The organism is Comamonas thiooxydans, assembly GCF_002157685.2.
GTDB classification, from domain to species: domain Bacteria; phylum Pseudomonadota; class Gammaproteobacteria; order Burkholderiales; family Burkholderiaceae_C; genus Comamonas; species Comamonas testosteroni_H.
In genome coordinates this window covers 5,405,718-5,430,269 of sequence record NZ_AP026738.1, presented here as the reverse complement: position 1 = coordinate 5,430,269, position 24,552 = coordinate 5,405,718, and the positions used below count along the sequence as shown (strand labels likewise).

The 24,552-nt window shown below is 63.1% G+C and carries 21 protein-coding genes; 14 read left to right on the top strand and 7 right to left on the bottom strand.

Annotation, left to right across the window (positions count from 1 at the left end):
* Nucleotides 1-12 precede the first annotated feature (12 nt).
* From CTR2_RS25260 to CTR2_RS25250, 3 genes are all read left to right on the top strand, one after another.
* On the top strand, nucleotides 13-1,083 hold the full coding sequence (locus CTR2_RS25260; RefSeq protein ID WP_087080051.1) for a fumarylacetoacetate hydrolase family protein: 1,071 nt from the start codon (nucleotides 13-15) through the stop codon (nucleotides 1,081-1,083).
* An 18-nt stretch (nucleotides 1,084-1,101) separates the two neighbouring features.
* Nucleotides 1,102-2,142, top strand: a complete 1,041-nt coding sequence (locus CTR2_RS25255; protein WP_087080053.1) for a TraB/GumN family protein — start codon at nucleotides 1,102-1,104, stop codon at nucleotides 2,140-2,142.
* A gap of 99 nt (nucleotides 2,143-2,241) precedes the next feature.
* The gene (locus CTR2_RS25250) at nucleotides 2,242-3,216 is read left to right on the top strand and encodes a Bug family tripartite tricarboxylate transporter substrate binding protein (RefSeq protein WP_003068579.1); all 975 of its coding nucleotides are present in this window, start codon (nucleotides 2,242-2,244) and stop codon (nucleotides 3,214-3,216) included.
* 110 nt (nucleotides 3,217-3,326) lie between these two features.
* Here CTR2_RS25250 and CTR2_RS25245 read toward each other — a convergent pair whose 3' ends face one another.
* Complete coding sequence (locus tag CTR2_RS25245) at nucleotides 3,327-4,229, bottom strand: LysR family transcriptional regulator (RefSeq protein ID WP_087080055.1); 903 nt, start codon at nucleotides 4,227-4,229, stop codon at nucleotides 3,327-3,329.
* Nucleotides 4,230-4,406: 177 nt separating this feature from the next.
* On the opposite strand from CTR2_RS25245, the gene CTR2_RS25240 reads away from it, so the two are divergent.
* The 5 genes from CTR2_RS25240 to CTR2_RS25220 all read left to right on the top strand — a co-directional run bounded on the left by CTR2_RS25240 (nucleotide 4,407) and on the right by CTR2_RS25220 (nucleotide 9,738).
* Nucleotides 4,407-5,126 carry a pirin family protein gene (locus CTR2_RS25240; RefSeq protein WP_087080057.1) on the top strand — a complete coding sequence of 240 codons (720 nt, stop codon included), beginning with the start codon at nucleotides 4,407-4,409 and terminating at the stop codon, nucleotides 5,124-5,126.
* Between the two features lie 85 nt (nucleotides 5,127-5,211).
* Complete coding sequence (locus CTR2_RS25235) at nucleotides 5,212-5,889, top strand: isochorismatase family protein (RefSeq protein WP_087080059.1); 678 nt, start codon at nucleotides 5,212-5,214, stop codon at nucleotides 5,887-5,889.
* Nucleotides 5,890-6,040: 151 nt separating this feature from the next.
* Entirely contained in the window at nucleotides 6,041-7,930 is a 1,890-nt protein-coding gene (locus CTR2_RS25230) for an amidohydrolase (protein ID WP_140400965.1), read from the top strand.
* A gap of 1 nt (nucleotide 7,931) precedes the next feature.
* Nucleotides 7,932-8,123 carry a hypothetical protein gene (locus CTR2_RS25225; protein WP_087080063.1) on the top strand — a complete coding sequence of 64 codons (192 nt, stop codon included), beginning with the start codon at nucleotides 7,932-7,934 and terminating at the stop codon, nucleotides 8,121-8,123.
* Nucleotides 8,113-9,738 (top strand): MFS transporter, encoded by a 1,626-nt coding sequence (locus CTR2_RS25220; protein WP_087080065.1) that lies wholly within the window; start codon nucleotides 8,113-8,115, stop codon nucleotides 9,736-9,738. The genes CTR2_RS25225 and CTR2_RS25220 overlap by 11 nt, the downstream gene beginning before the upstream one ends.
* 78 nt (nucleotides 9,739-9,816) lie before the next feature.
* Here CTR2_RS25220 and CTR2_RS25215 read toward each other — a convergent pair whose 3' ends face one another.
* From CTR2_RS25215 to CTR2_RS25195, 5 genes are all read right to left on the bottom strand, one after another.
* Nucleotides 9,817-10,362 (bottom strand): RidA family protein, encoded by a 546-nt coding sequence (locus CTR2_RS25215; protein WP_087080067.1) that lies wholly within the window; start codon nucleotides 10,360-10,362, stop codon nucleotides 9,817-9,819.
* An 18-nt stretch (nucleotides 10,363-10,380) separates the two neighbouring features.
* Nucleotides 10,381-10,878, bottom strand: a complete 498-nt coding sequence (locus tag CTR2_RS25210; RefSeq protein ID WP_087080069.1) for a c-type cytochrome — start codon at nucleotides 10,876-10,878, stop codon at nucleotides 10,381-10,383.
* 30 nt (nucleotides 10,879-10,908) lie between these two features.
* The gene (locus tag CTR2_RS25205) at nucleotides 10,909-12,504 is read right to left on the bottom strand and encodes a flavin monoamine oxidase family protein (protein WP_087080071.1); all 1,596 of its coding nucleotides are present in this window, start codon (nucleotides 12,502-12,504) and stop codon (nucleotides 10,909-10,911) included.
* A gap of 303 nt (nucleotides 12,505-12,807) precedes the next feature.
* Nucleotides 12,808-14,418 carry a sensor domain-containing diguanylate cyclase gene (locus CTR2_RS25200; protein ID WP_087080073.1) on the bottom strand — a complete coding sequence of 537 codons (1,611 nt, stop codon included), beginning with the start codon at nucleotides 14,416-14,418 and terminating at the stop codon, nucleotides 12,808-12,810.
* Between the two features lie 144 nt (nucleotides 14,419-14,562).
* Nucleotides 14,563-16,626, bottom strand: a complete 2,064-nt coding sequence (locus CTR2_RS25195; protein ID WP_087080075.1) for a molybdopterin-containing oxidoreductase family protein — start codon at nucleotides 16,624-16,626, stop codon at nucleotides 14,563-14,565.
* 160 nt (nucleotides 16,627-16,786) lie between these two features.
* On the opposite strand from CTR2_RS25195, the gene CTR2_RS25190 reads away from it, so the two are divergent.
* Nucleotides 16,787-17,947: an ABC transporter substrate-binding protein gene (locus CTR2_RS25190; RefSeq protein WP_087080077.1), complete on the top strand. Its 1,161-nt coding sequence runs from the start codon at nucleotides 16,787-16,789 to the stop codon at nucleotides 17,945-17,947.
* Nucleotides 17,948-18,031: 84 nt separating this feature from the next.
* Entirely contained in the window at nucleotides 18,032-19,243 is a 1,212-nt protein-coding gene (locus CTR2_RS25185; protein WP_087080079.1) for a M20 aminoacylase family protein, read from the top strand.
* Here CTR2_RS25185 and CTR2_RS25180 read toward each other — a convergent pair.
* A complete protein-coding gene (locus CTR2_RS25180; RefSeq protein ID WP_087080081.1) occupies nucleotides 19,230-20,264 on the bottom strand; it encodes an AraC family transcriptional regulator in 1,035 nt (344 codons plus the stop codon). The genes CTR2_RS25185 and CTR2_RS25180 overlap by 14 nt on opposite strands.
* 157 nt (nucleotides 20,265-20,421) lie before the next feature.
* On the opposite strand from CTR2_RS25180, the gene CTR2_RS25175 reads away from it, so the two are divergent.
* The 4 genes from CTR2_RS25175 to CTR2_RS25160 all read left to right on the top strand — a co-directional run bounded on the left by CTR2_RS25175 (nucleotide 20,422) and on the right by CTR2_RS25160 (nucleotide 24,502).
* On the top strand, nucleotides 20,422-21,270 hold the full coding sequence (locus CTR2_RS25175; RefSeq protein WP_087080083.1) for a TauD/TfdA dioxygenase family protein: 849 nt from the start codon (nucleotides 20,422-20,424) through the stop codon (nucleotides 21,268-21,270).
* Nucleotides 21,271-21,388: 118 nt separating this feature from the next.
* Complete coding sequence (locus tag CTR2_RS25170) at nucleotides 21,389-22,447, top strand: beta-keto acid cleavage family enzyme (RefSeq protein ID WP_087080084.1); 1,059 nt, start codon at nucleotides 21,389-21,391, stop codon at nucleotides 22,445-22,447.
* 17 nt (nucleotides 22,448-22,464) lie between these two features.
* Nucleotides 22,465-23,433 (top strand): Bug family tripartite tricarboxylate transporter substrate binding protein, encoded by a 969-nt coding sequence (locus CTR2_RS25165; RefSeq protein WP_087080087.1) that lies wholly within the window; start codon nucleotides 22,465-22,467, stop codon nucleotides 23,431-23,433.
* Between the two features lie 97 nt (nucleotides 23,434-23,530).
* On the top strand, nucleotides 23,531-24,502 hold the full coding sequence (locus tag CTR2_RS25160; RefSeq protein ID WP_003068616.1) for a quinone oxidoreductase family protein: 972 nt from the start codon (nucleotides 23,531-23,533) through the stop codon (nucleotides 24,500-24,502).
* The last annotated feature ends 50 nt before the right edge of the window (nucleotides 24,503-24,552 follow it).

The window sequence follows — 24,552 nt, the reverse complement described above, 5'->3', positions numbered from 1 at the left end:
GAGGGGCAGAGAATGAAACTGGCAACGTACAAGGATGGCTCGCGCGACGGGCAACTGGTCGTGGTCTCGCGTGACCTGAGCCAGGCCTGCTATGCCACCGGCATTGCCAATCGCATGCAGCAGGTGCTGGACGACTGGAGCTATATGGCTCCCCAGTTGCAGGATCTGTCGCATGAACTCAATCACGGCAAGGCCCGCCACGCGTTTCCCTTCGATCCCCAGCGCTGCATGGCACCGCTGCCGCGAGCTTATCAGTGGGCCGATGGCTCGGCCTATATCAACCATGTGGAGCTGGTGCGCAAGGCGCGCAATGCCGAGGTGCCGGCCAACTTCTACACCGACCCGCTGATGTACCAGGGCGGCAGCGATGATTTCATCGGCCCCTGCGACGATGTGATCGTGCCCAGCACGGCCATGGGCATAGACTTCGAGGCAGAGATTGCCGTCGTCACCGGCGATGTGCCCATGGGCACGGATGCCAAGGATGCGCTGGATGGCGTCCGTCTCGTCATGCTGGTCAATGACGTGAGCCTGCGCAATCTGATTCCCGGCGAACTGGCCAAGGGCTTTGGTTTCTTTCAGAGCAAGCCCGCCACGGCTTTCAGCCCTGTGGCCGTGACACTGGACGAGCTGGGCGATGCCTGGAAGGGCGGCCGTCTGCATCTGACGCTGCAGAGCACCTGGAACGGCCGCAAGGTCGGCATGTGCGATGCGGGCGAGGAGATGACTTTTCACTTCGGCCAGTTGATCGCCCATATCGCCAAGACCCGCAATGTACGCGCCGGCTCCATCGTGGGCAGCGGCACGGTGAGCAACAAGGGCGTGGAGACCGGCAACGGCAAGAACAAGCGCATGGAATGGCCCAAAGGCTATAGCTGCATCGCCGAAAAGCGCTGCATAGAGACCATTCAGGACGGCGCGCCCAAGACCGAGTTCATGCAGTTCGGCGACACCATCCGCATCGAGATGAAGGGCAAGGACGGCCAGAGCATTTTCGGCGCCATCGACCAGAACATTGCGCCTCCCGGCGGCAGCAAGGATGACTTGCCCGAAGTTCAGCCTCTGGATAGCTCTGAAGACTAAGCCTCCGTTGCAGTCGCCATGCCCATGCCAAGTCTGAATCTCTCGCGCTGGATTTTGCCTCTGAAGGCCGTGCCGGCCATGGCGCTCGCTTTGTTGACGGGCCTGTCCATGGCGGCAGAGCCAGCCGCCGAATCTGCTGCCAGTTGCCCGCCACCGTTCAGCCCGCCAACGCCGGCCGAAGTGCAGGCCATGGCCCCCCATATGCAGGACAGAGGCCTGCTCTGGCGCGTGCAGGACGGCGAGCGCACCAGCTGGCTTTACGGCACTTTGCATGTGGGCAAGCGGGAGTGGATCTTGCCCGGCCGCACCATCTTGCGTGCCATGGTTGCGACGGATTTGCTGGCGCTGGAGCTGGATGTGCTGAATCCGCAGGTCATGCAGCAGTTGATCGACGGCTTCAAGGCCCGTGTCGACGCCCCTGCGCTGCCCGCAGAGCTGGACGCCCGGCTGGCGCAACAGCGCAAGCGAACCTGTGCCGAACATCTGAGCACGCAACGTCCGGACGCCCAGCTGCTGGGCCTGGTCAGCCAACTGGGCCGCAAGCAGGGGCTGGTGGCCGAGTTTGGCGCCGACCTGTTGCTGGCGGGCATGGCCCATGCATTGCACAAGCCCGTGCTGGGGCTGGAATCGGTGCAGACCCAGCTCGAGGAGCTGCTTTCCGACGATCCCTTGGAGGTGCAGGAAAGTGTGCGCGATGGGCTGGACCAGCTTGATGACCCCAAGGCTCCGGAAATCCTGCTGCAACTGGCGAATATCTGGGCCAGCGGCAATGAAAAACAGCTGGAGAACTATGCCGACTGGTGCGACTGCATCAAGACCGAGCGTGACCGGCTCAAGTACGCGCGCCTCATGGATGGACGCAATCCGGGCATGGCGGATGGCATTGTTCGTCAGCTCCAGCAGGGCAAGACCGTGTTTGCTGCCGTGGGTGCGCTGCATATGGTCGGGCCCAAGGGCCTGCCTGAGCTGCTGCGTCAGAAAGGCTACCGGGTCGAGCGCGTGAGCTTCAAACTGCCACCCATACAGAAATCGGAGTCAAAGCCGATTCAAACCGAATAGAGACAAGCGCAGGCAGCTATCAATTAATAGAAAAAGGCAGCCTGGCGGGGTCTAAAAAACATTCCACAACCCCCTACATCACCCTCAAGGAGACAAACGATGGATCGTCGTCAATTCCTGGCTGCCGTGGCAGCCAGTTCGGCTGCTGCCGCATCCCCCTTCGCCATGGCGCAGGACTGGCCCGCCAACCCTGTGCGCTGGGTTGTGCCCTACCCACCCGGAGGCGGTACCGATGTGCTGGCCCGCACCGTGGCAGAGTCCATGCGCAAGACGCTGAACCAGACCATCGTGGTGGACAACCGTCCCGGCGCTTCGACCAATATCGGCGGCCAGCTCGTTGCCGCGGCCAAGCCCGATGGCTACACCATCATGTCGGCCGACAACGCCATCCTGGCGTTCAACGAGCACCTGTTCAGCAAGCTGCCTTTCAGCCCCGACAAGGATTTCACCTATGTGGGCGGCATCAGCCGCTTCCCCATGGCGCTGGTGGTCAACCCCGCGTTCGAAGCCAAGGACTTCAAGGAATTCCTGGCCTATGCCAAGGCCAACCCCGGCAAGCTCAACTATGCCTCGCCCGGCAATGGCTCGCCCCACCATCTGGCCATGGAGCTGTTCAAGAACCGCACCGGCACCAGTCTGACCCATATCCCCTACAAGGGCGCCGCGCCCGCGCTGGCCGATGTGATGGGCGGCCAGGTGCCCTGCATGTTCCTGGATCTGGCATCGGGCCTGCCCGTGATTCAGTCCGGCAAGGTGCGGGCTCTGGCAATAGGCACGGCCAAGCGCGTGCCCAATCTTCCCAATGTGCCCACGCTGGCCGAGCTGGGTCTCAAGGATTCCGAGGTCTATGCCTTCCAGGGCATTCTGGGCCCCAAGGGATTGCCGCCAGCCATCGTGCAGCGTCTCAACGCAGACCTGCAAAAAGCCCTCAAGGACCCCGATGTGGTCAAGCGCATGGCCGACTTCGGCATGGAAGCCCTGCCCGGCACGCCAGAGCAGTTCCACCAGCTGGCGCGCACCGAAGCCAAGCGCTGGGGTGAGGTCATCAAGGCTGCTGGCGTGAAGCTGGACTGATCGTTCCGTCCCTGAGCTTCGCGAGGTTCTGGGCATGGCTTGAGCCGTTGCCGCAGACCTCGTCGGCTTGCATCGTAGCGGCCCTGCCACCTTGAGTTGCAGGGCCGTTTTCAGTAGGGAAGTATGCCGGGCAGGAGTGGGCGGCCGAGGCGCTCGCGCCACCATTGCTGGGCCCGGCCGCGGGCATCGCTGCGCCAGGCCAGCCAGAAGGTTTCGGGCGGGCGCGGTTCTTCCACCGCCAGTTCTACCAGTACCCCGGTCTCCAGCTCCACACGCACGCATGCGCGCGGCACAAAGCCGTGGCCCAGCCCGGCGGCCTGGCAGGCTATCTTGGCCTGCATATCGGGCACGGTGATGCGCCGCTGGCCGGTGAGCAGGCCCACGGTGCGGTCGGTCAGCGAACGGGCGCCGTCGCCCACCACCACGGCGGTGTGCTCCAGCAGGTCGGCGCGCGCCAGCGGACGGCCAAGACGCGCCAGCGGGTGGCTGGCAGTCACGCAGAACACGAAATCGAGCTGACCCACGGCCACGGCCTTGTGGCCGCCGCCGGCTGGACCCTCGCCCGCCGCCACGATCAGGTCGGCCCGGCCTTCGCGCAAGGCTTCCCAGGTACCGGTCAGCGTCTCGCTGCCGATGCGCAGCCGCGTGCCGCTGTTCAGTGCCTCGAATGCCTGGATGTCGGCGCCGAAGGCGCTCGTGGGGATCAGTGAGTCATGCACCAGGCGCACTTCGGTCTCGAAGCCCGTGGCGATCTGGCGCAGCCGCGACTCGAGCTGACGCGCGGCCGCGAGCAGCCAACGCCCCTCCTTGAGCATTTCCTCGCCTGCGGGCGTGAGGCTGACGCGCGGTCCGTTGCGCACAAACAGGTTCAGGCCCAGCTGTTCCTCGAGCTTGGACACGGCATAGGAGATGGTCGACGGTACTTTGTGCAGGCGCTCCGCCGCACCTGCGAACGAGCCATGGCGCGCAATGGTGTCCACCAGTTCTATGGCTTCCAGAGAGAGTTTGAGCATATGGGGGGTGCCTAAAAAACAATCATCGAAATTATCGATGATTGAGAAGATTTTCTTTCAGCATAACCGCAGATAAGGCCGCCGATACTTCATTCATCGCAACACGGAATGCAGAGAAAAAGGCAGGAAGGCCTGCAGCAGGAAGTGTGAATGCCATCGATTGTTTAGGAGATAGAAATGCTTGAAGTTCGCCCATCCAACCACCGCGGCCGTGCCAACCATGGCTGGCTGCAATCGCGCCACACCTTCTCCTTCGGGCATTACCGCGATGCCAATCAGCAAGGCTTTTCGGATCTGCTGGTCATCAATGACGACCATGTCTCCCCCGGTCAGGGCTTCGGCACCCACGGTCACCGCGACATGGAAATCTTCTCCTACGTGCTCGACGGCGCGCTGGAACACAAGGACTCCATGGGCACGGGCTCGGTGATCCGTCCCGGCGACGTGCAGATGATGAGCGCCGGCACCGGCGTGGAGCACAGCGAGTTCAACCACTCGGCCCAGGAACCGGTGCACTTTCTGCAGATCTGGATCGTGCCCGCCGAACGCGGCGCAACTCCACGCTATCAGCAGGTCCATGTGGACGATGCCGACAAGCGCGGCCGCCTGCGCCTGATCATCGCCCCCGAAGGCGCAGACGGCACGCTGGCCGTGCGCCAGGACGCACGGGTCTATGCCGGCCTGTTCGACGGTGAAGAGTCCGCCGAACTCGATGTGGGGTCCGAGCGCCATGTCTATGTGCATGTGGCCCGCGGCAGCATCAGCGTGAACGGCGAGCGCCTGTCCGAAGGCGACGGCGCCCGCATCCGCAACGCCGGGGCCCTGCGCTTCGATCAGGGCGAGCAGGCCGAGGTGCTGGTCTTTGACCTGCGTCCTCGTGAACTGCCCAGCTTGTAAGCACCGGCTTTCACACCCCGGCTTTCATCCTGCTTTCCTGTTTCCCCTGCAGCCTCTCGCTCACCTTTTACCCAGGAGTTTCACCATGACCAACGCCAATGCCTCCATCGCCCGTCCCGTCGCCGTCGCCAAGCCCGGTGCCAAGCTGCTCAATCCTCATGACCACACGCTGATCATGATCGACTTCCAGTCGCAGATGGCTTTTGCCACGCACTCCATCGATCCCGTGCAGCTGCGTTCCAACGCTGCCCTGGTCGCTTCGGCCGCTGCCGGCTTCGGTGCCTCGACCATCCTGACCACCGTGGCAGAAAAAAGCTTCTCCGGCCCCATGTTCGAGGAAGTGACCGCACCTTTCCCCGGCCAGACCCTGCTGGACCGCACCTCGATGAATACCTGGGAAGACGAGGCTGTGATCCGGAAGGTCAACGAGATCGGCAAGCCCCGCATCGTGCTGGCCGGCCTGTGGACCAGCGTGTGCATCGTCGGACCGGCCCTGTCGGCGCTGGACCAGGGTTTCGAGGTCTTCGTGATCGCCGATGCCTGCGGCGACATCTCCACCGAAGCCCACAACCGTGCCATGGAGCGCATGGTCCAGGCTGGAGTCCAGCCCATCACGTCCTTGCAATACCTGCTGGAAATGCAGCGTGACTGGGCCCGTACCGAGACCTATGACATGACCACGGGCATCGCCAAGAAGCTGGGTGGCGGCTACGGCATAGGCATCACTTACGCCAAGACCATGTTCGGTGCCCACGAAGGCTAAAAAGAGCACATCATCTTTCTGCAGCGCAGACCGATCTCGCGCCCGCGGTTCTCGCCGTACGTATGTACGGATGCGGCCCTCAAGGCGACCTCGGTCTGCTCGCCAAGAAATCTGGCGCACTCTTCGCGCCGCAGAACCACCGGAGACTTCCATGACCCAGCCCTCCGCCCCCGATCTGATCCTGTTCAACGGCCGTTTCACCACGCTGGACCGCAGCAAGCCCACGGCCACGGCCGTGGCTGTGAGCCGGGGGCGCTTCAGCGCCGTTGGCAGCGACCGCGAGGTCCTGCCTCTGGCAGGTCCGCAGACCAAACGCATCGATCTGGGCGGACGTAGCGCGCTGCCGGGTCTGATAGACAACCACCTGCATCTGATCCGTGGCGGCCTGAACTTCAACATGGAGCTGCGCTGGGACGGCGTGAAGAGCCTGGCCGATGCCATGGCCATGCTCAAGGCTCAGGTGGACGTGACCCCTGCGCCCCAGTGGGTGCGCGTGGTGGGCGGCTTCAGCGAGCACCAGTTCGTGGAAAAGCGTCTGCCCACGCTGGCCGAGCTGAATGCCGTGGCACCCGACACCCCGGTCTTCATCCTGCATCTGTACGACCGAGCCCTGCTCAACGCCGCTGCCCTGCGCGTCGTGGGCTACACCAAGGACACGCCCGAGCCGCCCGGTGGCCAGATCCTGCGCGACAGCGCCGGCAACCCCACAGGCCTGCTGCTGGCCAAGCCCAACGCCTCCATCCTCTACGCCACGCTGGCCAAGGGCCCCAAGCTGCCGCGCGACTACCAGGTCAACTCCACACGCCACTTCATGCGCGAACTCAACCGCCTGGGCGTGACCGGCGCCATCGATGCGGGCGGTGGCATGCAGAACTATCCCGACGACTACGACGTGATCCAGGAACTGGCCGATGCCGACCAGCTCACCATCCGCCTGGCCTACAACCTGTTCACGCAAAAGCCCAAGGAAGAGAAGGATGACTTTCTGCGCTGGACCGCCACCTCGCAGTACAAGCAGGGCACGGACTACTTCCGCCACAACGGCGCAGGCGAGATGCTGGTGTTCTCGGCCGCCGACTTCGAGGACTTCCGCCAGCCCCAGCCCGAGCTGGCGCCCGGCATGGAAGGCGAGCTCGAGGAAGTGGTGCGTATCCTGGCCCAGAACCGCTGGCCCTGGCGCATGCACGCCACCTATGACGAGACCATCGACCGCGCCCTCGACGTGTTCGAGAAGGTCAACCAGGACACGCCCCTGGCCGGCCTGAACTGGTTCTTCGACCACGCCGAAACCATTTCCGAGAAGTCCATCGACCGCATCGCGGCCCTGGGCGGCGGCGTGGCCGTGCAGCACCGCATGGCCTACCAGGGCGAATACTTTGTCGAGCGCTACGGCGCTGCCGCGGCCGAGGCCACGCCCCCCGTCAAGCGCATGCTGGAAAAAGGCGTGAACGTGTCCGCCGGCACCGATGCCACCCGTGTCGCCAGCTACAACCCCTGGGTCTCGCTGTCCTGGCTCGTCACGGGCAAGACCGTGGGCGGCCTGCAGCTCACGCCCCAGCGCAACTGCCTGAGCCGCGACCAGGCCTTGCGCATGTGGACCGAAAACGTGACCTGGTTCAGCAACGAACAGGGCAAGAAAGGGCGCATCCAGGTGGGGCAACTGGCCGACCTCATCGTTCCTGATCGGGATTTCTTTGCCTGCCCCGAGTCCGACATTGCCGACACCTCGGCCCTGCTCACCGTGGTGGGCGGCAAGGTGGTCTACGGCGCCGGCGCCTTTGCCGACTTCGACGAATCGGCCCCGCCCCTGGCCATGCCTGACTGGTCGCCCGTGCGTACCTTCAAGGGCTATGGCGCCTGGGGAGTGGAGGAAGGCGCGCCGCTGCAGTCCGTGATGCGCAATGCCGCCGTCAACTGCGCCTGTGCCAGCAACTGCAATCTGCACGGCCATGCCCATGCCACGGCCTGGAGCAGCAAGCTGCCCGTGGCCGATCTCAAGGGCTTCTGGGGTGCGCTGGGCTGTGCCTGCTGGGCGGTGTGAGATGGGCGAGACGCTGCATGCCGCAGCGACTGCACCACGGGTGCAGTCGCTGGCCCTCGCAGGTTTCACGGTGCTGGCGGCCTTGCTGGCCGAACGCCAGCGTGCGGCCAACGCATTTTTTGAACACCGGGGCCGGGTCGGCGGCATGTTGCTCGTCGCCTGGCACGATCTAGGAGGCTCCCATGCCGGATAACCCAAAAGCCGCCTCGGGCAGCTTCGCGCCCTTGGCCATTCCCGTCTTTGCAGTGCTGTGGGCCGCCACGGTGCTGGGTAATATCGGCAGCTTCATGCGCGATGTGGCCAGCGCCTGGATGGTGACCGAGCTCTCGTCCAGCCCAACGGCCGTGGCCCTGATCCAGACGGCGGCCACGCTGCCGGTCTTTCTGCTGGCCATCCCGGCCGGCGTGCTGTCCGATATCCTGGACCGCCGTCGTTTCCTCATCGGCGTGCAGGTGCTGCTGGGCGCTGTGAGCGGCACGCTGCTGGTGCTGGCCCAGACGAACACGCTGACAGTGGAGTATCTCGTGGCCCTGACTTTTGTGGGCGGCATCGGTGCCGCCCTCATGGGGCCGACATGGCAGTCCATCGTGCCCGAGTTGGTGCCGCGCAGCGAACTCAAGAGCGCCGTGGCCCTGAACTCCCTGGGCATCAACATTGCCCGTGCCATCGGCCCTGCCGCCGGCGGCCTGCTGCTGGCCAGCTTCGGCGCCGCGGCGGCCTACGGTCTTGATGTGCTGAGCTATGTGTTCGTGATCGCCGCCCTCATCTGGTGGAAGCGTCCCAAGGCCGAGGCCTCGGCGCTCAACGAGCAGTTCTTTGGCGCCTTCCGGGCCGGTGTGCGCTATGCCCGTGCCAGCCGCGAGCTGCATGTGGTGCTGCTGCGCGCTGCGGTCTTCTTTCTGTTCGCCAGCTCGGTCTGGGCCCTGCTGCCCCTGGTGGCGCGCCGCATGCTGGGCGGCACGGCCGGCTTTTATGGCGTGATGCTGGGTGCTGTGGGCGCCGGTGCCATCCTGGGTGCCGTGCTGCTGCCCAAGCTGCGCAAGCGTCTCGATATCGACGGTCTGGTGTTGCTGGCTTCTGTGGTTACGGCCTCGGTCATGGGTATGCTGACCCTGGCGCCGCCTCAGTGGGCTGCCGTGGCGCTGATGCTGGTGCTGGGCCTGGGCTGGATTGTTGCGCTGACCACACTCAACGGCGTGGCTCAGGCGGTGCTGCCCAACTGGGTGCGCGGCCGGGGTCTTGCCATCTACCTGATGGTATTCAACGGCGCCATGGCCCTGGGCAGTCTGGGCTGGGGCCTGATCGCCGGCCAACTGGGCCTGCCGGTCACGCTGCTGATCGGAGCCGTGGGCCTGGTGCTTGTGTCCCTGGTCTTCCACCGCGTCAAGCTGCCAGCTGGTGAGGCGGATCTGCAGCCGTCCAACCACTGGCCCGAGCCCCTACTGGCAGAACCCGTGGCCCACGACCGTGGTCCGGTCATGATTCAGATCGAGTACCGGATTGCTCACGAAGACCTGACCGCCTTTTTCCAGGCCATGCAGCAAGTGGCCCAGGAGCGCCGTCGCGATGGGGCTTATGCCTGGGGCGTGGCCGAACACACCGGCGAGCCGGGCCGGGTGATCGAGTGGTTTCTGGTCGAGTCCTGGGCCGAGCACCTGCGCCAGCATGGTCGAGTGTCCAAGGCCGACGCCGATCTACAGGCCGCCGCTTTGCGCTACCACCAGGGGCCGGACAAGCCCGTGGTTCACCATTTCCTGGCCCTGGATGCGCGCAGCGCCCAGCAGGAAACGGGTTCCCACACTCACTGAGCGGCGCTGGATGAGCGACGCTGGAATCGGCATTCATCGCTGACGGGGCAGGCGATGAATGCAAGGCCGGCGCGTTACTTACTTGACGGGTTTGGCGGCACGCACTGCCACGACCTCGATTTCCACATACCAGGCCGGGTTGGCCAGGGCTGCAATCTGGAAGGCCGAGCGTGCGGGCAGGTTGGGCTGGGTCGCCGTGCCAAAGAACTGGGTGTAGCCACGCATGAAGCCGGCAAAGTCCATCTTGTTGCCCTTGGCGGGATCGGCCACCAGGAAAACCTGCATCTTCACCACGTCGCTCATGCCGAGATTCATGCTCTTGAGCTGCTCTTCCAGGCTCTTGAGGATGGCCACGGTCTGGCCTTCGGTGTCGCCGCCATAGGCAGCAGGATCGGCAGCCGGCTTGGATTTGTCCACCACGGGCGGCACCTTGCCCGAGAGGTAGACGGTGCGGGCGTCGGTGGGGATTTCCACGGCTGCGGCGATGGGGAAGGTCGAGCCCGGTGTCTTGTAGCGCAGCACATCGCCGCCTCCGGAGGTGGTGGCGGCGCAGCCGGTGAGCAGGGCTGCCGTACCCAGCAGGGCGGCGGTGGTGGCGGTCTTGAAGAGGGAGGGGAAGTTCATGTGATCTCCTGAATGGATTTATGGGGTGACGCGAAAGGGTTTGACGTCGGCGGCAGACAGCTTGTCCGGGTACTGATTGCCGAAGCTGCTGCGCACATAGTTCACGACGTCGGCAATCTGCTCATCGGACAGCTTGCTGGCAAAGGACGGCATGCCGTGCAGGCCGTTCATGACGACCGAGGCCGGGTAGGCAGCGGCTGCCAGCTTGGGGTTGGAGGCCAGCGCTGGGTAGAAGCCGGCGCCCTTGGCACCTTCGCCCTTGACCATGTGGCATCCCTGGCAGATGGCCTGGTACAGGGTCTCTCCGCCGCTCTGGCTGAAGCGTGGGCGGACTGCCGAGAAGTTCTGCATCAGCGCCTGGGTGTCGGCGGGCGAGATGGACAGGACGGCTGCGGACTGCAGCGTTTGCAGGTTTTTCACATCCTGGGTTTTCATGCCCTGCGATTGGGCCAGGACGGCGCCGGAGAGACCCAGGGTCAGGGCGCCAGCGGTGCAAAGACGGTGCAAGGTGTGCATGGTGAAGTTCCTTGTGGCAGACATGGGCGATCAGAGGCTGGAGGCCTTGGCGTGCAGACGCTGGATGGCGTCCAGCGAAGACAGCACGGCACCTTCCTGCCAGGCGGGGATGTACGAGACATGCTCGCCCGCGAGCACCAGGCGACCGTCGATCTGGGCCAGATCCTTGTAGTGCTGCTCGCGCAGCGCATCGGTCCAGTTGCCGAAGCAGCCGTTGATCCAGGGCATGCGATGCCAGGCTACCGACACACCGTTGAGGAACTCCTGCTTGTACTGCGGATGGATCTGCGCGCCGTACTCCAGCGCCAGACGGATGCGCTCGGCCGGCTTGAGCGAGGAGAAGCGGTAGCTGTTGGAGTTCTCAAAGGCATAGGCGCCCAGCAGCACGGCGGGGCCGTTGCCCATATAGCCGGTGGAGGGATAGGAGATCTGCTGAATCGGCAGATCGGTGTAGCTGATGCCGCCGTAGATGCGTTCGTCCTCTTCCCAGAAGCGGCGCTTGAACTCCAGACCGACCTTCATGGAGCTGCCGTAGGGCACGGCAGCAATCGCGTTCTGCATGGCGCTGCCGGCCTGCACTTCGATCTGGCTCAGGATGGACAGCGGAATCGTGCACACGCACCAGTCGGCGCGGGCCTGCAGCGTGGCGCCGGGCTTGAGGGCGTCCACATAGTCCACGGTCACGCCCTTGTCGTTCTGGGCGATTTTGGTGACCTTGGCGTTGTAGCGTATGGCCGAGCCCAGATCGCGCGCCATGGCCTGGGCCAGCATGTCCATGCCGCCTTCGGGCTGGAAGATGGCGCTGTGGAATTCGTAGATATTGCCCACGCCCATCTGGCGCCACAAATTGGATTCGAGCAGCTCGTGCAGGCCCATGGGCGTCGAAGGTTTGGCCTGCGCCATCAGCCCGCCGCCGGGGTCGATGTCGTAGCCACGGAAATCGCTGACCGCATTGCTGGCGCGGTAGCGGTATTCCTTGTCCAGCACGCCCCAGGCCTTCAGGCTCTCCAGCAGGCGCTCCTTGTCTTCCCGGCTGACGCTCTGGTCCAGCGCGCCCTGATTGGTAGCCTTGGACAGCAGCTCGGCCACATGGCCGTAGACATCGGTCTGCACATGGCGAAAGCGCTGGGGCTTGCCGGCCAAGGCCTTGCTGTTGTGCAGATAGGCGTTGTAGTTGACCTGGTTGAAGGCTTCGAGCTTGATGCCGAAACGCTTGTAGTAGTCCAGCATCGCATGGTGGTGGTAGGGCACGCGCCAGGGGCCGGGGTTGAAGTAATTGCCCTTGGCAAAGCCCACTTTCTGGCGTGTACCGTCGAGTTCGCTGAACTCATCGCCGCCGCGCAGCGTCCAGCAGCGGCCGCCGGCGCGACTCTGGTATTCAAGCAGCTGCACCTTGTAGCCGGCCGCGCGCAACTCGTGGGCTGCCACCATGCCTGCCAGGCCCGCGCCCAGCACCAGAACCGATGCGCCAGGTCTGGCGTTGCCGAGCTTGACCGGACCGCTGTAATGCGACTCGGCGGCGTAACCCAGTGAACTCATGGCTTGGTACATGGCACTGCCGCCCGCGACCTTTCCGATCATCGAGAGCAGTTGTCTGCGACTGACATGCTTGCTTGGCTCTGGCATCTGAAATTCCTTTGCTGTTGTGTATTCCGCTGTCCATCAGGGGTTGCGGGGCAAGGGTTTTCAGCAAGAGCTGTGCCAGGGCTGAGGGCTCAAGGCATTAGTTCAATGAAATCAGCTACTTGTTATGGAATTCAGATCGATTCGCGCTCAATCCTTTTAACGCTTATGGTGCATGCTCACTAATTTGAAGCGTCAATGGCCAAATTGGTGCAACGGAGTCACACAATAAGCTGAAAAAAAGCGTATCGGCTGCGACAGCGGATACGCCTTGAGTGTGGGAGCGGAGCTGCGGTGCTGCCGGGCTCAGAGCTCGCTGGGAGGCTCGCTGGCCTCGCTGACCATGACACGATTGCGTCCACCCCGCTTGGCTGCGTAGAGCATGGCATCGGCCTGCTGGAAGACGGCCTTGATATCGGGATCGCTGTCGGGCCAGTGCGCCACGCCCAGCGAGATGGTGATATGGCCCACTGGCGGTATCTCCATTTTCTCGACCAGCTGACGCAGGCGCTCGGCGGCATGGGTGGCGGCCTCCAGCCCCGTGCCGGGCAGCAGCAGCAGAAACTCCTCGCCACCCACGCGGCAGGGCAGGTCATCGACACGCGAGACTTCGCGCATGGTGCGTGCGAGCTGTCTGAGTACCTCGTCACCTGTATCATGGCCAAAGCCGTCGTTGATATGCTTGAAGTGATCGATGTCGATGGCAATCACCGAGAACGGCAGCGCTTGCGTCTGAAAGGCGCTGATGGCTGCCTCCAGATGGCGGCGATTGCCCAGCCCGGTCAGCGGATCGGTGTTCACGTCCTCGCGCAGCTTGGTGATATTGCGTTGCAGCAGGCCCAGCCCCTTGAGCATGGCTTTCTTGAGTTCGTAGGACTCGAAGTACCAGGACTTGACGGCCTGGATGTTCTGCGCCGTCTCGGGCTTGTCCATGTCGTGAGCACCATTGGCGAGCTGGCGCAGCGGGCTGGCAATGCGGCGCGCGCTCCACCAGATGACCACCAGCATCAGCAGGGCGATGGGCAGGGTCTTGTAGAGCACGGAGCGCATCAGCTTGTTGAGCGGGGCCAGCGTGGCCGCCTTGGGGCGCTGGGCCACAATGCCCCAGCCCGAGGCATGGATGACGGCATAGCCGGCCAGCATTTCCACGCCCTTGCTGTTGACGACCGGCGCCGTACCCGACTCGCCCCGGATCACGGCGTTGATGACATCGTTGTTGATCACCTGATCGCCGATACGGTGGTTGTCGGGGTGATAGATGATGTGCTTGTTCTTGTCCACCACATAGACATAGGTGCCGTCCTGGTAGAAGTGCGAGCCCAGCAGGGTGTCGAGGATGCTGTCTTCCTTGAGGTAGATGCTGCCGCCTACCGCTCCCAGGAATTCGCCCTGAGGGTCGAAAATGGGCTGCGAGACAAAGACGATGTAGTTGCCGGCCGTGGACATATAGGGCTGGCTGATGACGGGCCCGCGAGTGCTCAATGTCTGTGTCACTCCGGCGCTTTGCAGCGTCTTGCCCTTGATCTGCAGGGTTTCGGGCGATGTCGCCAGCACATAGCCCGTGGGGTCGATGATGGTGACGGAGTTGAAGCTCTTGGTTTGCAGGCGCAGACGTGTGGCCTCCTTGGCCAGATAGTCCACGTCATCCATGTGCGCGCCCATCAGGTTGGCGCTGTATTCCAGCTGCTGCAGGGCGGATTGCAGAAAATCATCCGTGCTCTGCGCCAACTTGGTCGCATAGGCATGGTGACCTTCAAGCGTGTTGTCTATCAGTTGCTGGCGCTGCACCAGATAGCCGGCATAGAAGGTGTTGAGAAACGGGATCAGCGCGCTGCAGATGGTCAGGACCAGGATCAGGCGGCGCAGGTCAAGTCGGGTCGGTGCGAGGCGGCGTTGCCAGGGGAGAGATTTCTTCACAGATGATGTCGCGAGAGCAGGGCGGCTCTGCGCTGTACCTGTGTGCTCTGACAGGCTCAGACCCCGGCCGCATATTCATTGAGTGTCTGCATTATGGTTGCTCGCGCCGTGGCCCTGCTCATGGTCAACCACAATGCAGCCGCGTCAGGCTGACAACTCCTTGAACTTTTCCACCTGTACCGCGCAGTCGTAGAAGCAGGGCGCTCGGCCAATATCGGTGAGCTGCTGATGCGTCAGCTCGTTCACATTTGTGCCGTTGGCTCCCTGCTTGCGCCACCAGATGCCCAGGCCCACCACCACGCCGGCGCGAGCGCGGCCGTTGACGGCGGCATGGCAGACATGCTCGCCGCGCTGGTTGAAGACGCGTAACCGGTCGCCGTCGGCAATGTCGCGCGCAGCTGCGTCATCGGGGTGCATCTCCAGCAGCGGGCGCTCTTCCATGCGGGCCAGACTGGCCACATTGGCAAAGCTGCTGTTGAGGAAGTTGCGTGCGGGCGGCGAGATCATGGCCAGCGGGTAGGCGGCCGTGGGCGGCTCGTAATTGGGCAGATAGTCGGGCAGGGTGTTGATGCCCTGCCGCGCCAGGGCGGGGTTGTCGAATTCGCATTTGCCCGAAGGAGTGGCAAAGCCACCTTCGGCAAACGGCGCATCGGGCAGCGGGATATGGGCAAAGCCCTGTTGCAGAAGATCGTCGAAATCAATGGCTGTCTGTGCTACCGCTGCGCGGCACAGCGCTTCGTCGGAATCAGAGAAGCAGGCCGCGGTAAAAGCGGGGTCCAGCCTGGCCATATGCCTGGCCAGATCGCGAAAGATCTGCGCGTTGCTGCGCGCCTGGCCTTGAGGCTCGATCGCGGGACGATTCAGCAGCACATCGGTATGGCCGTAGCTGCCGTGGATGTCCCAATGCTCCAGCTGCGTGGTGGCGGGCAGCACATAGTCGGCATGGTCTGCGGTGTCAGTGAGGAAATGCTCAAGTACCACGGTGAACAGATCTTCGCGCGCAAAGCCTGCGGCCACCTTGGCCGACTCTGGCGCCACCGCCACGGGATTGCTGTTATAGACCACGACGGCTTCCACCTTGGGGCCGAAGCCGGCATCGCCCTCATGCAGCAGCACATCGCCAATCTGGCTCATGTTCAGCGTGCGTGGGCGACGCTCGCCCAGCAACTGCGGCATTTGCAGATCTACGCGCCTGAAAGGCGAGACCCCCGAGGCGGACAGCAGCAGCCCGCCAGCGCGGTGGCGCCAGGCGCCGACAAGAGCCGGCAGGCAGGCCACGGCGCGCACGGCATTGCCGCCGCCGCGCGCTCGCTGCATACCGTAATTGAGGCGGATGGCCGCAGGCCTGGTCGTGCCGTAATCGCGTGCCAGGGACTGAATCTGTTCCATGCTCAGGCCACAGACACTGGCGGCGCGCTCGGGCGGCCATTGCAATGCTCTGGCCTTGAGTGCGTCCCAGCCCAGGGTGTGCTGGGCGATGTAGTCATGGTCCAGCCAGTCGTGCACGATCAGCTCGTGCATCAGCGCCAGAGCCAGTGCCGCATCGGTGCCTGGCAGCAGTTGCAGGTGTTCCTGGCATTTGTCGGCGGTCTCGCTCTTGCGCGGGTCTATGCAGATGAGCTTGGCGCCCTGGCGCTTGGCTTCCTGCGCATAGCGCCAGAAATGCAGATTGCTGGCAATGCTGTTGCTGCCCCAGATCAGTATCAGCTTGCTTTCGGCAAAGAACTCCACACGCATGCCCAGCTTGCCGCCATAGGTAGCGGTCAGCGCCTCGCTGCCGGCACTGGCGCAGATGGTGCGATCCAGCAGGCTGGAGCCCAACTGGTGAAAAAAACGTCGGTCCATGCTCTCGCTCTGCACCAGTCCCATGGTGCCGGCATAGCTGTAGGGCAGTATGGCTTCGGGTGCGCGCCGGGCAATGCCGTGCAGGCGCTGGGCAATATCGCTCAGCGCTTCGTCCCAGCTCACAGGGGAGAAATGGCCGCTGCCTTTGGGGCCGCTGCGTTTGAGAGGCAGCAGCACTCGCCCGGCGTGGTAGGTGCGTTCGGTGTACTTGCTGACCTTGGCGCAGAGCACGCCGCCCGTGTGAGCGTGTTCTGCATTGCCTTGCACCTTGGTGGCCGTGCCATCGACCACCGTGGTGAGCAGGGCGCAGGTGTCCGGGCAGTCATGCGGGCAGGCACCGCGTACTTGAACGATATGAGGCATGTCGTGGGCTCGAAAATCTGGATCGGTTTGCGGCTGAGGACCGTTTTGTGGGCCTATTATGCGGCGCGCATCCGTGCCAAAAAACCTGAGATGCAAGACCCCAGAAGCGGGCCGATCCAGCCCGTAGCAATGAGTAGCCCCTAGAGAGAGATCAAGAGCAATGCCGTACAAGCGAGTGGAGTGGAACCGTCGTCAATTCATGACTGCTGGCGCAGCTGTGGCAGCCGGGAGCTGGATCGGCGCAAGTCATTCCCAGGATTCGAGCGGGCCCATTGTGCTTGGGCAGTCCTGCGCGCTGAGCGGTCCCTCGGCGCAGCTGGGTATGCAGTTTGTGCAGGGCGCCAAGCTGTATTTCGATCAGCTCAATGCCCAGGGCGGCATCGGCCGCCGCCAGGTGGAGCTGCGCACGCTGGACGATGGCTATGAGCCAGAGCGCTGCGTGGCCAATACCCAGAAATTCATTGCCGATGATGTGATGGCCCTGTTTGGCTATCTGGGCACGCCCACCAGCATGGCCGCACTGCCTTTGCTGCAGAAAGCCAGGCTGCCGCTGATTGCTCCACTGACGGGGGGCGCCGGCCTGCGCGACCCCAAGCTGGCACAGGCGGTCTTCAATTTGCGTGCTTCCTATGCCGATGAAACCGCGCTCATGGTCAGACAACTGGTTTCTTTGGGCCTCAAGAAGATCGCGGTGTTTCATCAGAACGACGCCTATGGCCAGTCAGGTCTCGAGGGGGTGATGCAGGCGCTGCAAGGCCATGGCCTCAAACCCGTGGGTGCAGCCACGGTGGAGCGCAACTCCCAGGATGTGACCAAGGCCGTCAAGACTCTGGTGCCGCTGGGGGCCGATGTCATCGTGCAGGTCGGCACCTATGCGGCCAGCGCTGCCTTTGTGCGAGCGGCACGCCAGGCAGGCTATGGCGGTCAGTTCTACAACGTGTCGTTCGTGGGAACTTCTGCACTGGCACAGGCCCTTGGCAAGGAGGCCGAGGGCGTGGTGGTCACCCAGGTCGTGCCCTCGCCCTTCAAGACCTCGCATCCCCTGGCACGCGAGTTTCAGGCAGCCCTGCAGAAAAGCGGTGCGTCGCTGCAGCCCGATTACTCGAGCATGGAGGGCTATCTGGCCGCCCGTGTCGTGGGCGAGGCGCTGAAATCTGCCGCTACCGCTGGCCGGCTGCAGCGCGATGGCCTGGTGGCGGCACTGGAGGCCATGAATGGCCAGCAGGTGGCGGGTTTTCCCATCGCCTTCCGCCCGCAGGCCGGCAAGCCGCGTTTTGTCGAGCTGTCCATGCTCACGGGCGACGGCAAGGTCCGGGTGTGAGGCATAGAGGCGTGCAGGGCGCAAGCTCTCTCGCTTTGGGCCATCATGGCATCTTTGCCATTGATGACCCCAAGGAGAGAGCGCATGGCCCTGCTGCCCGAACTTCAAGCAAGCGCCCCTGACATTGCCGCGCTGCGTCGCGATATCCACGCCCACCCCGAGCTGTGTTTCGAGGAAATACGGACCTCGGATCTGGTCGCGGCGAAGCTGGAGCAATGGGGCATAGCGATCCATCGCGGTCTGGGCAAGACCGGGGTGGTGGGCATCATCCATGGTCGTGATGGCGGCAGCAGCGGCCGTGGCATCGGCCTGCGTGCCGATATGGATGCCCTGCCCATGCAGGAGTTCAACACCTTTGACCATGCCAGCCGCCATGCGGGCAAGATGCATGCCTGCGGTCACGACGGCCACACGGCCATGCTGCTGGCGGCGGCGCAATATCTGGCCGCGCATCGCGACAGCTTCGAGGGCACGGTCTACACCATCTTTCAACCTGCCGAGGAAGGCGGTGGCGGCGCCCGCGAGATGGTCAACGACGGACTGTTCGAGCAGTTCCCCATGCAGGCCGTGTTTGGCATGCACAACTGGCCGGGCATGAAGGCCGGCACCATGGCCGTGGGGGCAGGGCCTGCCATGGCATCCAGCAATGAGTTCAGGATCGTGGTGCGCGGCAAGGGCGGCCACGCGGCCATGCCGCATATGGTGGTGGACCCGGTGCCCGTGGCGGCCCAGCTCATCATGGCCTTCCAGACCATCGTCAGCCGTAACGTCAAGCCCATTGAGGCGGGCGTGGTGTCGGTCACCATGGTCCATGCCGGCGAGGCTACCAACGTCGTGCCGGACAGCGTGGAGCTGCAGGGCACGGTGCGTACCTTCACGCTGGAGGTGCTGGACCTCATCGAGCAGCGCATGCAGCAGATCAGCGAGGCCGTCTGTGCGGCGCATGGCACGCAATGCACGTTCGAGTTCGTGCGCAACTACCCGCCCACCATCAACACGGCCCCCGAGGCCGAATTTGCCCAGGCCGTGATGCGCGAGATTCTGGGCGATGCCGGTGTGGTGTCGCAAGAGCCATCCATGGGGGCGGAGGACTTCGCCTTCATGCTGCTGGAAAAGCCCGGCGCCTACTGCTTTATCGCCAACGGCGATGGCGATCACCGCGCCCTCGGGCATGGCGGTGGCCCCTGCACCTTGCACAACCCCAGCTACGACTTCAACGATGCGCTGATTCCGCTGGGAGCGACCTTCTGGGTCAAGCTGGCTCAGCGCTGGCTGGACCAGCCTACGCGCGGCTGAAGGCTTGGGCCCGCCGTTGCGGGCTGGGTGGAAGATTTCTTTCACGCCAGACCTCGGGCGGGCAGCCAAAGAGCGTGCTGAACCAGCGTGTGAAAGCACTGTGGCTGTTGTAGCCCAGCATGGAGGCGATCTGGCCGACGGGGTAGTCAGGGTTGCGCACATAGCGCTGGGCAAGATCTGAGCGAACCTCCTGCAGCAGGTCGGTAAAGCTCAGGCCTTCACCGTCAAGCTCGCGCTGCAGGGTCCGTACGCTGCGCCCCAGACCCTGGGCCACGCAGATGCAGGTGGCATTGCCCGAGGGCAGCATGAGATAGATGGCCTTGCGCACCTGCTGGCCGATGGAGGCCTGACGGCCCTGCTGCGTGGTGTCCACCATGGTCTTGGCATAGCGCACCAGAACCGGGTCGGCCAAGGGGTTGGGAGCATCCAGGTCCTCGGTGCGAAACACAATGCCGTTGAAGTCCGCATCAAACTCCACGCGGCAACGAAACATCTGCTTGTGCAGGCCGGTGTCGCCGGGCGCGGGGTGGCTGAAGCAGACCCGCAGCGGGCGCCATTGTTCATGCAGCAGCAGGTTGCAGGTGCGAAACAGCACGCCGATTGCCAGCTCCATGGATTGCGGCAATGCATCCGGCAGGGTGAGCTCTTCGCGCAGCACCACGACGCCATTGGCGTCGTCCATATGAATCACCAGCGACTCATTGAGCATGTGTACATGCTCGATCAGCGTGCTCAGCACCTTGCGCAAGGTGGGTTGGTGCAGCAACAAAAGGCTGACGACACCGAAGTTTGAAATCTGCCGTGATTGCGCCATGCGCAGCCCGAAGTTTTCGCAACCCGTGATGCTTGCAGCTTCTTCCAGCAGGCGCCCGGCCGTCAGCGCATCGATCAGCTGATCCTGCTCGCGCACCACGGCTGGGCGCAGGCCGGCACGACGCAATGCAGCATCAGGGTCTCCTCCCAGTTCGCTGAATAGTTCCGAGAAATTCGTCAGAGATGCCGCGCGCACAAAAGTGACCATGACTGCTCCACGCAAAAAGTCGGAGAAATTCTGGCATGAGATGCATAGCGTGCGGCATGAAATGCACAACCTATGTGACACAGGTTTTCTACAGTGGACTTACCGGGCGGCAGAGACTAGCAACAAGCCTGGGTTCAAAAAAGTGTAGGAGACAGTTATGCAGATAAACCCTCTGACCTGTGCCATAGGCGCGGAGTTGGTCGATGTGCAACTGGCGGATGCGCTGCGCGATGACGGGCTTTTCGCAGAGATCAAGACGGCCTTGCTCAAGCACAAGGTGCTGTTCTTGCGCCGCCAGAGTATCAGTCGCGCCGAGCATGTCGGTTTTGCCCGGCGTTTTGGCGAGCTGGAGGATCACCCGGTGGTCGGCAGCGACCCCGAGCATCCCGGCCTGGTGCAGATCTACAAGACGCCGGACAAGCCGCTGGACCGGTATGAAAACTCCTGGCATTGCGATGCCACCTGGCGCGAGGTGCCGCCCATGGGCTGCGTGCTGCGCTGCGTCGAGTGTCCGCCGGTTGGCGGCGACACCATGTGGGCGAATATGGCACTGGCTTACGAGATGCTTCCATCGCATATCAAGGAAGTGATAGCCCCGCTGCGGGCACGCCACAGCATTGAGTGCACTTTTGGCGCCGCCATGCCTGCGCAGAAGCGTCTGGCCCTCAAGGCGCAGTTTCCGGATGCGGAGCACCCGGTGGTTCGTACACATCCGGAAACCGGTGAAAAAGTGCTGTTTGTCAGCGGCTTCACCACTCATTTCACGAACTTCCACACGCCCGCCAATGTGCGTGTGGGCCAGGACTTCACCCAGGGCTCATCCAGTCTGCTGCAGTTCCTGATCAGCCAGGCCGCGATCCCCGAGTACCAGGTCCGCTGGCGCTGGGAGCCCGGCAGCATCGCCATCTGGGACAACCGCGCGACACAGCATTACGCAGTGATGGACTATCCGCCCAGCCATCGAAAGATGGAGCGCGCCGGAATCATTGGCACACCGACTTTTTGAGCATCGGAAGACGCCCGTGGCAAGGCGCAGAACCTGACCAAGCAGTGCGATGCAAGCACAGTTGTACGCAAGGCTCTGAGCGCGGGCATGGCATTCATATAACAACGGAGACACCATCATGAATTTCCTCGACGGTCACCTGGTTGCCGAAAATCAGCAGCCTCTCATCATCACTGCAGCTCCTTATGCACCTTCGTGGCTGCCGGAGGACTTCCCCGGCGAAATTCCCGTCACGATGGAGGAGCAGATTCAAAAAGCCGTGGACTGCTACAACGCCGGCGCCCAGGTGCTGCACTTGCATGTGCGCGAGCTCGACGGTCGCGGCAGCAAGCGGCTTTCCAAGTTCAACGAGTTGATTGCCGGCGTGCGTGCCCGTGTCCCGGACATGATCATCCAGGTGGGGGGGTCGATCAGCTTTGCACCCGAAACTGATGGCGCGGCCGCCAAATGGCTGTCTGACGATACCCGCCACATGCTGGCCGAGCTGGACCCCAGGCCCGATCAGGTGACGGTGACCATCAATACCTCGCAGATGAACATCCTGGAGCAGTTCGATGCGCGGGATATCCAGGGCACTTCGATGGAGGACCCAGCGGTGTTCAATGCCTACAAGGAAATGACCGTGCCAGCACAGCCGGGCTGGGCCGAAGAACATATACGCCGCCTCAGTGAGGCCGGCATTCAGAGTGCCTTCCAGTGCTACAACATCAACAGCTTCGAGTCGGTTGAGCGGCTGATGCGTCGCGGCATCTACAAAGGTCCGCTGGTGCTGAACTGGGTGGCCATCGGCGGCGGAATGGACCAGCCAAGCGTTTACAGCCTGGCCAATTTTGTGCGCGCCGTGCCCGACGGTGCGGTGCTCACGGTAGAGGCCTCGGTGCTGAACGTGCTGCCCATCAATCTCATGGGCATTGCCATGGGCCTGCATGTGCGCTGCGGCACCGAAGACAATCTGTGGAATCAGACCCGAACCCGAAAAATGGGCACGGTGGAGCAGATCGAGCAGTTGGTGCGCATTGCCAAGGAATGCAGCCGCCCCATCGCCACTCCTGCCCAGGCGCGCGAGATCTGCCAGATCGGGGTGTTCTACGACACGGTGGAGGAGAGCCTGGCAAGGAACGGCTTTGCTCCGAATCGCAACGGTGCTCAGCAGGGTTTTCTGCGCAAAGTCGCCTGAGGTCAAAGGAGCGCACGATGCAACGCATTCCAGTCCTGCTGTCCATTGCTCTGGCTGCAGCTTTGCCAACTGGCAGCGCCCTCGCTTTCACCGACAAGCCCGTCAAGCTCATTGTTCCTGCCCCGCCCGGCGGCACGATCGATGTGTTTGCTCGCATCATCAGCGATCAGTTGGCGCATGAGCTCAAACAGCCTGTGATTGTGGAAAACCGCCCCGGTGCTGGCGGTGCCATGGCGGTGAAGTACATGCTGTCCCAGCCCTCAGACGGCAATACCCTGCTGGTGACGGTGACCAATATCCTGACCGAGGTTCCGCATGTGCTGAAGGGGGGCTTTGATGCCATGAAGGATGTCAGACCCGTCTCGCAGATGGCACGTTCCGTCATGGTCTTCATTGCTTCGCCTCAGTTCCCGGCCAAGGATGCCAAGGAGGCTATTGCCTATATCAAGGCCCATCCGGGTCAGCTGTCCTTTGCCTCCTACAGCCAGGGGACGGCATCGCAGTACGCAGGGGCGATCCTGAATCAGAAGGCCGGCCTGGACATGCAGCATGTGCCGTTTCCAGGCTCTGCACCGGCACTGGCTCAAGTCATGGGCAATCAGATTCCGCTGATGTTCGATGGCTCCGTGACCACCAAACCGCTGGTTCCCAGCGGCAAGGTCAAGCTGCTGGCCGTTGCTTACAAGAGCCGCTTGTCCGATTTTCCCAATGTGCCGACGATGGCCGAGCTCGGTTATCCGGAGCTTGATTTCAGCAACTGGGCCGGCGTCTTTGCCTCGGCAAAGACGCCGCAGCCGTTGCTGGAGAAGATCAATGCCACGCTGCAAAAGGTCAACGCCAGCCAGGCGGTGCAGGCGCGCTATCTGTCCACCGGCTTCGAGCCCATCAAGCAGGAGCGCACGCTGGAGCAGCTGTCTACCGATCTTCAGGCCGAATACCAGCGCAATGGCGAGATCGTCAGGAATTTCGGCATCAAGCTGAACTGAGCCGGCTCGTCAATTGGTCCGGGCATGTCTGCGACTGAGGATGCCCGGATTTTGCTTTGCAGCGCTTGCTGCACCTCAATAGATACAGGAGCATTTCATGACTCAGGCCATTCGCTTTTACGAGACTGGCGGTCCAGAAGTTCTGCGACTGGAAAACGTTGCTGTAGGAGACCCCGGCCCAGGCCAGGCCCGTGTGCGGCATAGCTATATCGCGCTCAACTTCATCGATGTGTACTTCCGCTCCGGGCGTTATCCGTTGGCCCTGCCCAACGGGTTGGGCTCGGATGCCGTCGGTGTGGTCGAGGCCGTCGGAACGGGTGTGACGGATATCCGGGTGGGTGACCGCGTTGGCTATCTGATCGGTCCGCAAGGCGCTTATGCACAGGCGCGTGTGATGCCTGCAGAAGTGCTGATTCCGTTGCCCGACGGAATCTCAGATCGTACTGCAGCCACACTCATGATGAAGGGCATGACGGCCCAGTATCTGTTCCGTCAGGTCTATCCGCTGCAGGGCGGTGAAACCATTCTCTATCACGCAGCTGCCGGAGGCGTAGGCCTGATTGCCTGTCAGTGGGCCCGCGCCATGGGGGTCAACATGATTGGGACGGTCAGCACGGATGAGAAGGCCGAACTGGCCAGGGCGAACGGATGCGCGCACACCATCGTGACTTCGCGTGAAAACATCGTCGAGCGAGTGAAGGAAATCACGGCAGGCAAGGGCGTTCCCGTGGTGTACGACTCGGTAGGCAAGGACACACTGATGGACTCCCTCGATTGCCTGCAGCCGCGAGGCTCGCTGGTCAGCAACGGAACCTCTTCCGGCTCCGTGGTGGTGGACTCATCGCTGCTGGCCGCCAAAGGCTCGATCTGGATGACCAGGCCGGCCATGATGCATTACATCCAGCCCCGCTCACATATGCTGGAGATGGCTGCAGAGCTGTTCGAGCACGTGCTGGCGGGGCGCATCGTGAGCGAGCCGCAGCAGGAGTTTGCCTTGGCCGAGGCGGCACAAGCCCATCGTGCATTGGAAGCGCGCAAGACGGTGGGGGCCACGGTACTCGTGCCATGAGCTGCTGGGTGCAAATGTTGGGCGCGTAAAGCCATTGCGAAAATCTGTGC

Coding starts and splice junctions, on each gene's coding strand:
- CTR2_RS25260 (WP_087080051.1), top strand. CDS start 13: ATGAAACTGGCAACGTACAAGGATGGCTCGCGCGACGGGCAACTGGTC.
- CTR2_RS25190 (WP_087080077.1), top strand. CDS start 16,787: ATGCCGTACAAGCGAGTGGAGTGGAACCGTCGTCAATTCATGACTGCT.
- CTR2_RS25250 (WP_003068579.1), top strand. CDS start 2,242: ATGGATCGTCGTCAATTCCTGGCTGCCGTGGCAGCCAGTTCGGCTGCT.
- CTR2_RS25235 (WP_087080059.1), top strand. CDS start 5,212: ATGACCAACGCCAATGCCTCCATCGCCCGTCCCGTCGCCGTCGCCAAG.
- CTR2_RS25165 (WP_087080087.1), top strand. CDS start 22,465: ATGCAACGCATTCCAGTCCTGCTGTCCATTGCTCTGGCTGCAGCTTTG.
- CTR2_RS25215 (WP_087080067.1), bottom strand. CDS start 10,362: ATGAACTTCCCCTCCCTCTTCAAGACCGCCACCACCGCCGCCCTGCTG.
- CTR2_RS25195 (WP_087080075.1), bottom strand. CDS start 16,626: ATGCCTCATATCGTTCAAGTACGCGGTGCCTGCCCGCATGACTGCCCG.
- CTR2_RS25170 (WP_087080084.1), top strand. CDS start 21,389: ATGAATTTCCTCGACGGTCACCTGGTTGCCGAAAATCAGCAGCCTCTC.
- CTR2_RS25245 (WP_087080055.1), bottom strand. CDS start 4,229: ATGCTCAAACTCTCTCTGGAAGCCATAGAACTGGTGGACACCATTGCG.
- CTR2_RS25240 (WP_087080057.1), top strand. CDS start 4,407: ATGCTTGAAGTTCGCCCATCCAACCACCGCGGCCGTGCCAACCATGGC.
- CTR2_RS25185 (WP_087080079.1), top strand. CDS start 18,032: ATGGCCCTGCTGCCCGAACTTCAAGCAAGCGCCCCTGACATTGCCGCG.
- CTR2_RS25180 (WP_087080081.1), bottom strand. CDS start 20,264: ATGGTCACTTTTGTGCGCGCGGCATCTCTGACGAATTTCTCGGAACTA.
- CTR2_RS25220 (WP_087080065.1), top strand. CDS start 8,113: ATGCCGGATAACCCAAAAGCCGCCTCGGGCAGCTTCGCGCCCTTGGCC.
- CTR2_RS25205 (WP_087080071.1), bottom strand. CDS start 12,504: ATGCCAGAGCCAAGCAAGCATGTCAGTCGCAGACAACTGCTCTCGATG.
- CTR2_RS25225 (WP_087080063.1), top strand. CDS start 7,932: ATGGGCGAGACGCTGCATGCCGCAGCGACTGCACCACGGGTGCAGTCG.
- CTR2_RS25255 (WP_087080053.1), top strand. CDS start 1,102: ATGCCCATGCCAAGTCTGAATCTCTCGCGCTGGATTTTGCCTCTGAAG.
- CTR2_RS25175 (WP_087080083.1), top strand. CDS start 20,422: ATGCAGATAAACCCTCTGACCTGTGCCATAGGCGCGGAGTTGGTCGAT.
- CTR2_RS25160 (WP_003068616.1), top strand. CDS start 23,531: ATGACTCAGGCCATTCGCTTTTACGAGACTGGCGGTCCAGAAGTTCTG.
- CTR2_RS25210 (WP_087080069.1), bottom strand. CDS start 10,878: ATGCACACCTTGCACCGTCTTTGCACCGCTGGCGCCCTGACCCTGGGT.
- CTR2_RS25230 (WP_140400965.1), top strand. CDS start 6,041: ATGACCCAGCCCTCCGCCCCCGATCTGATCCTGTTCAACGGCCGTTTC.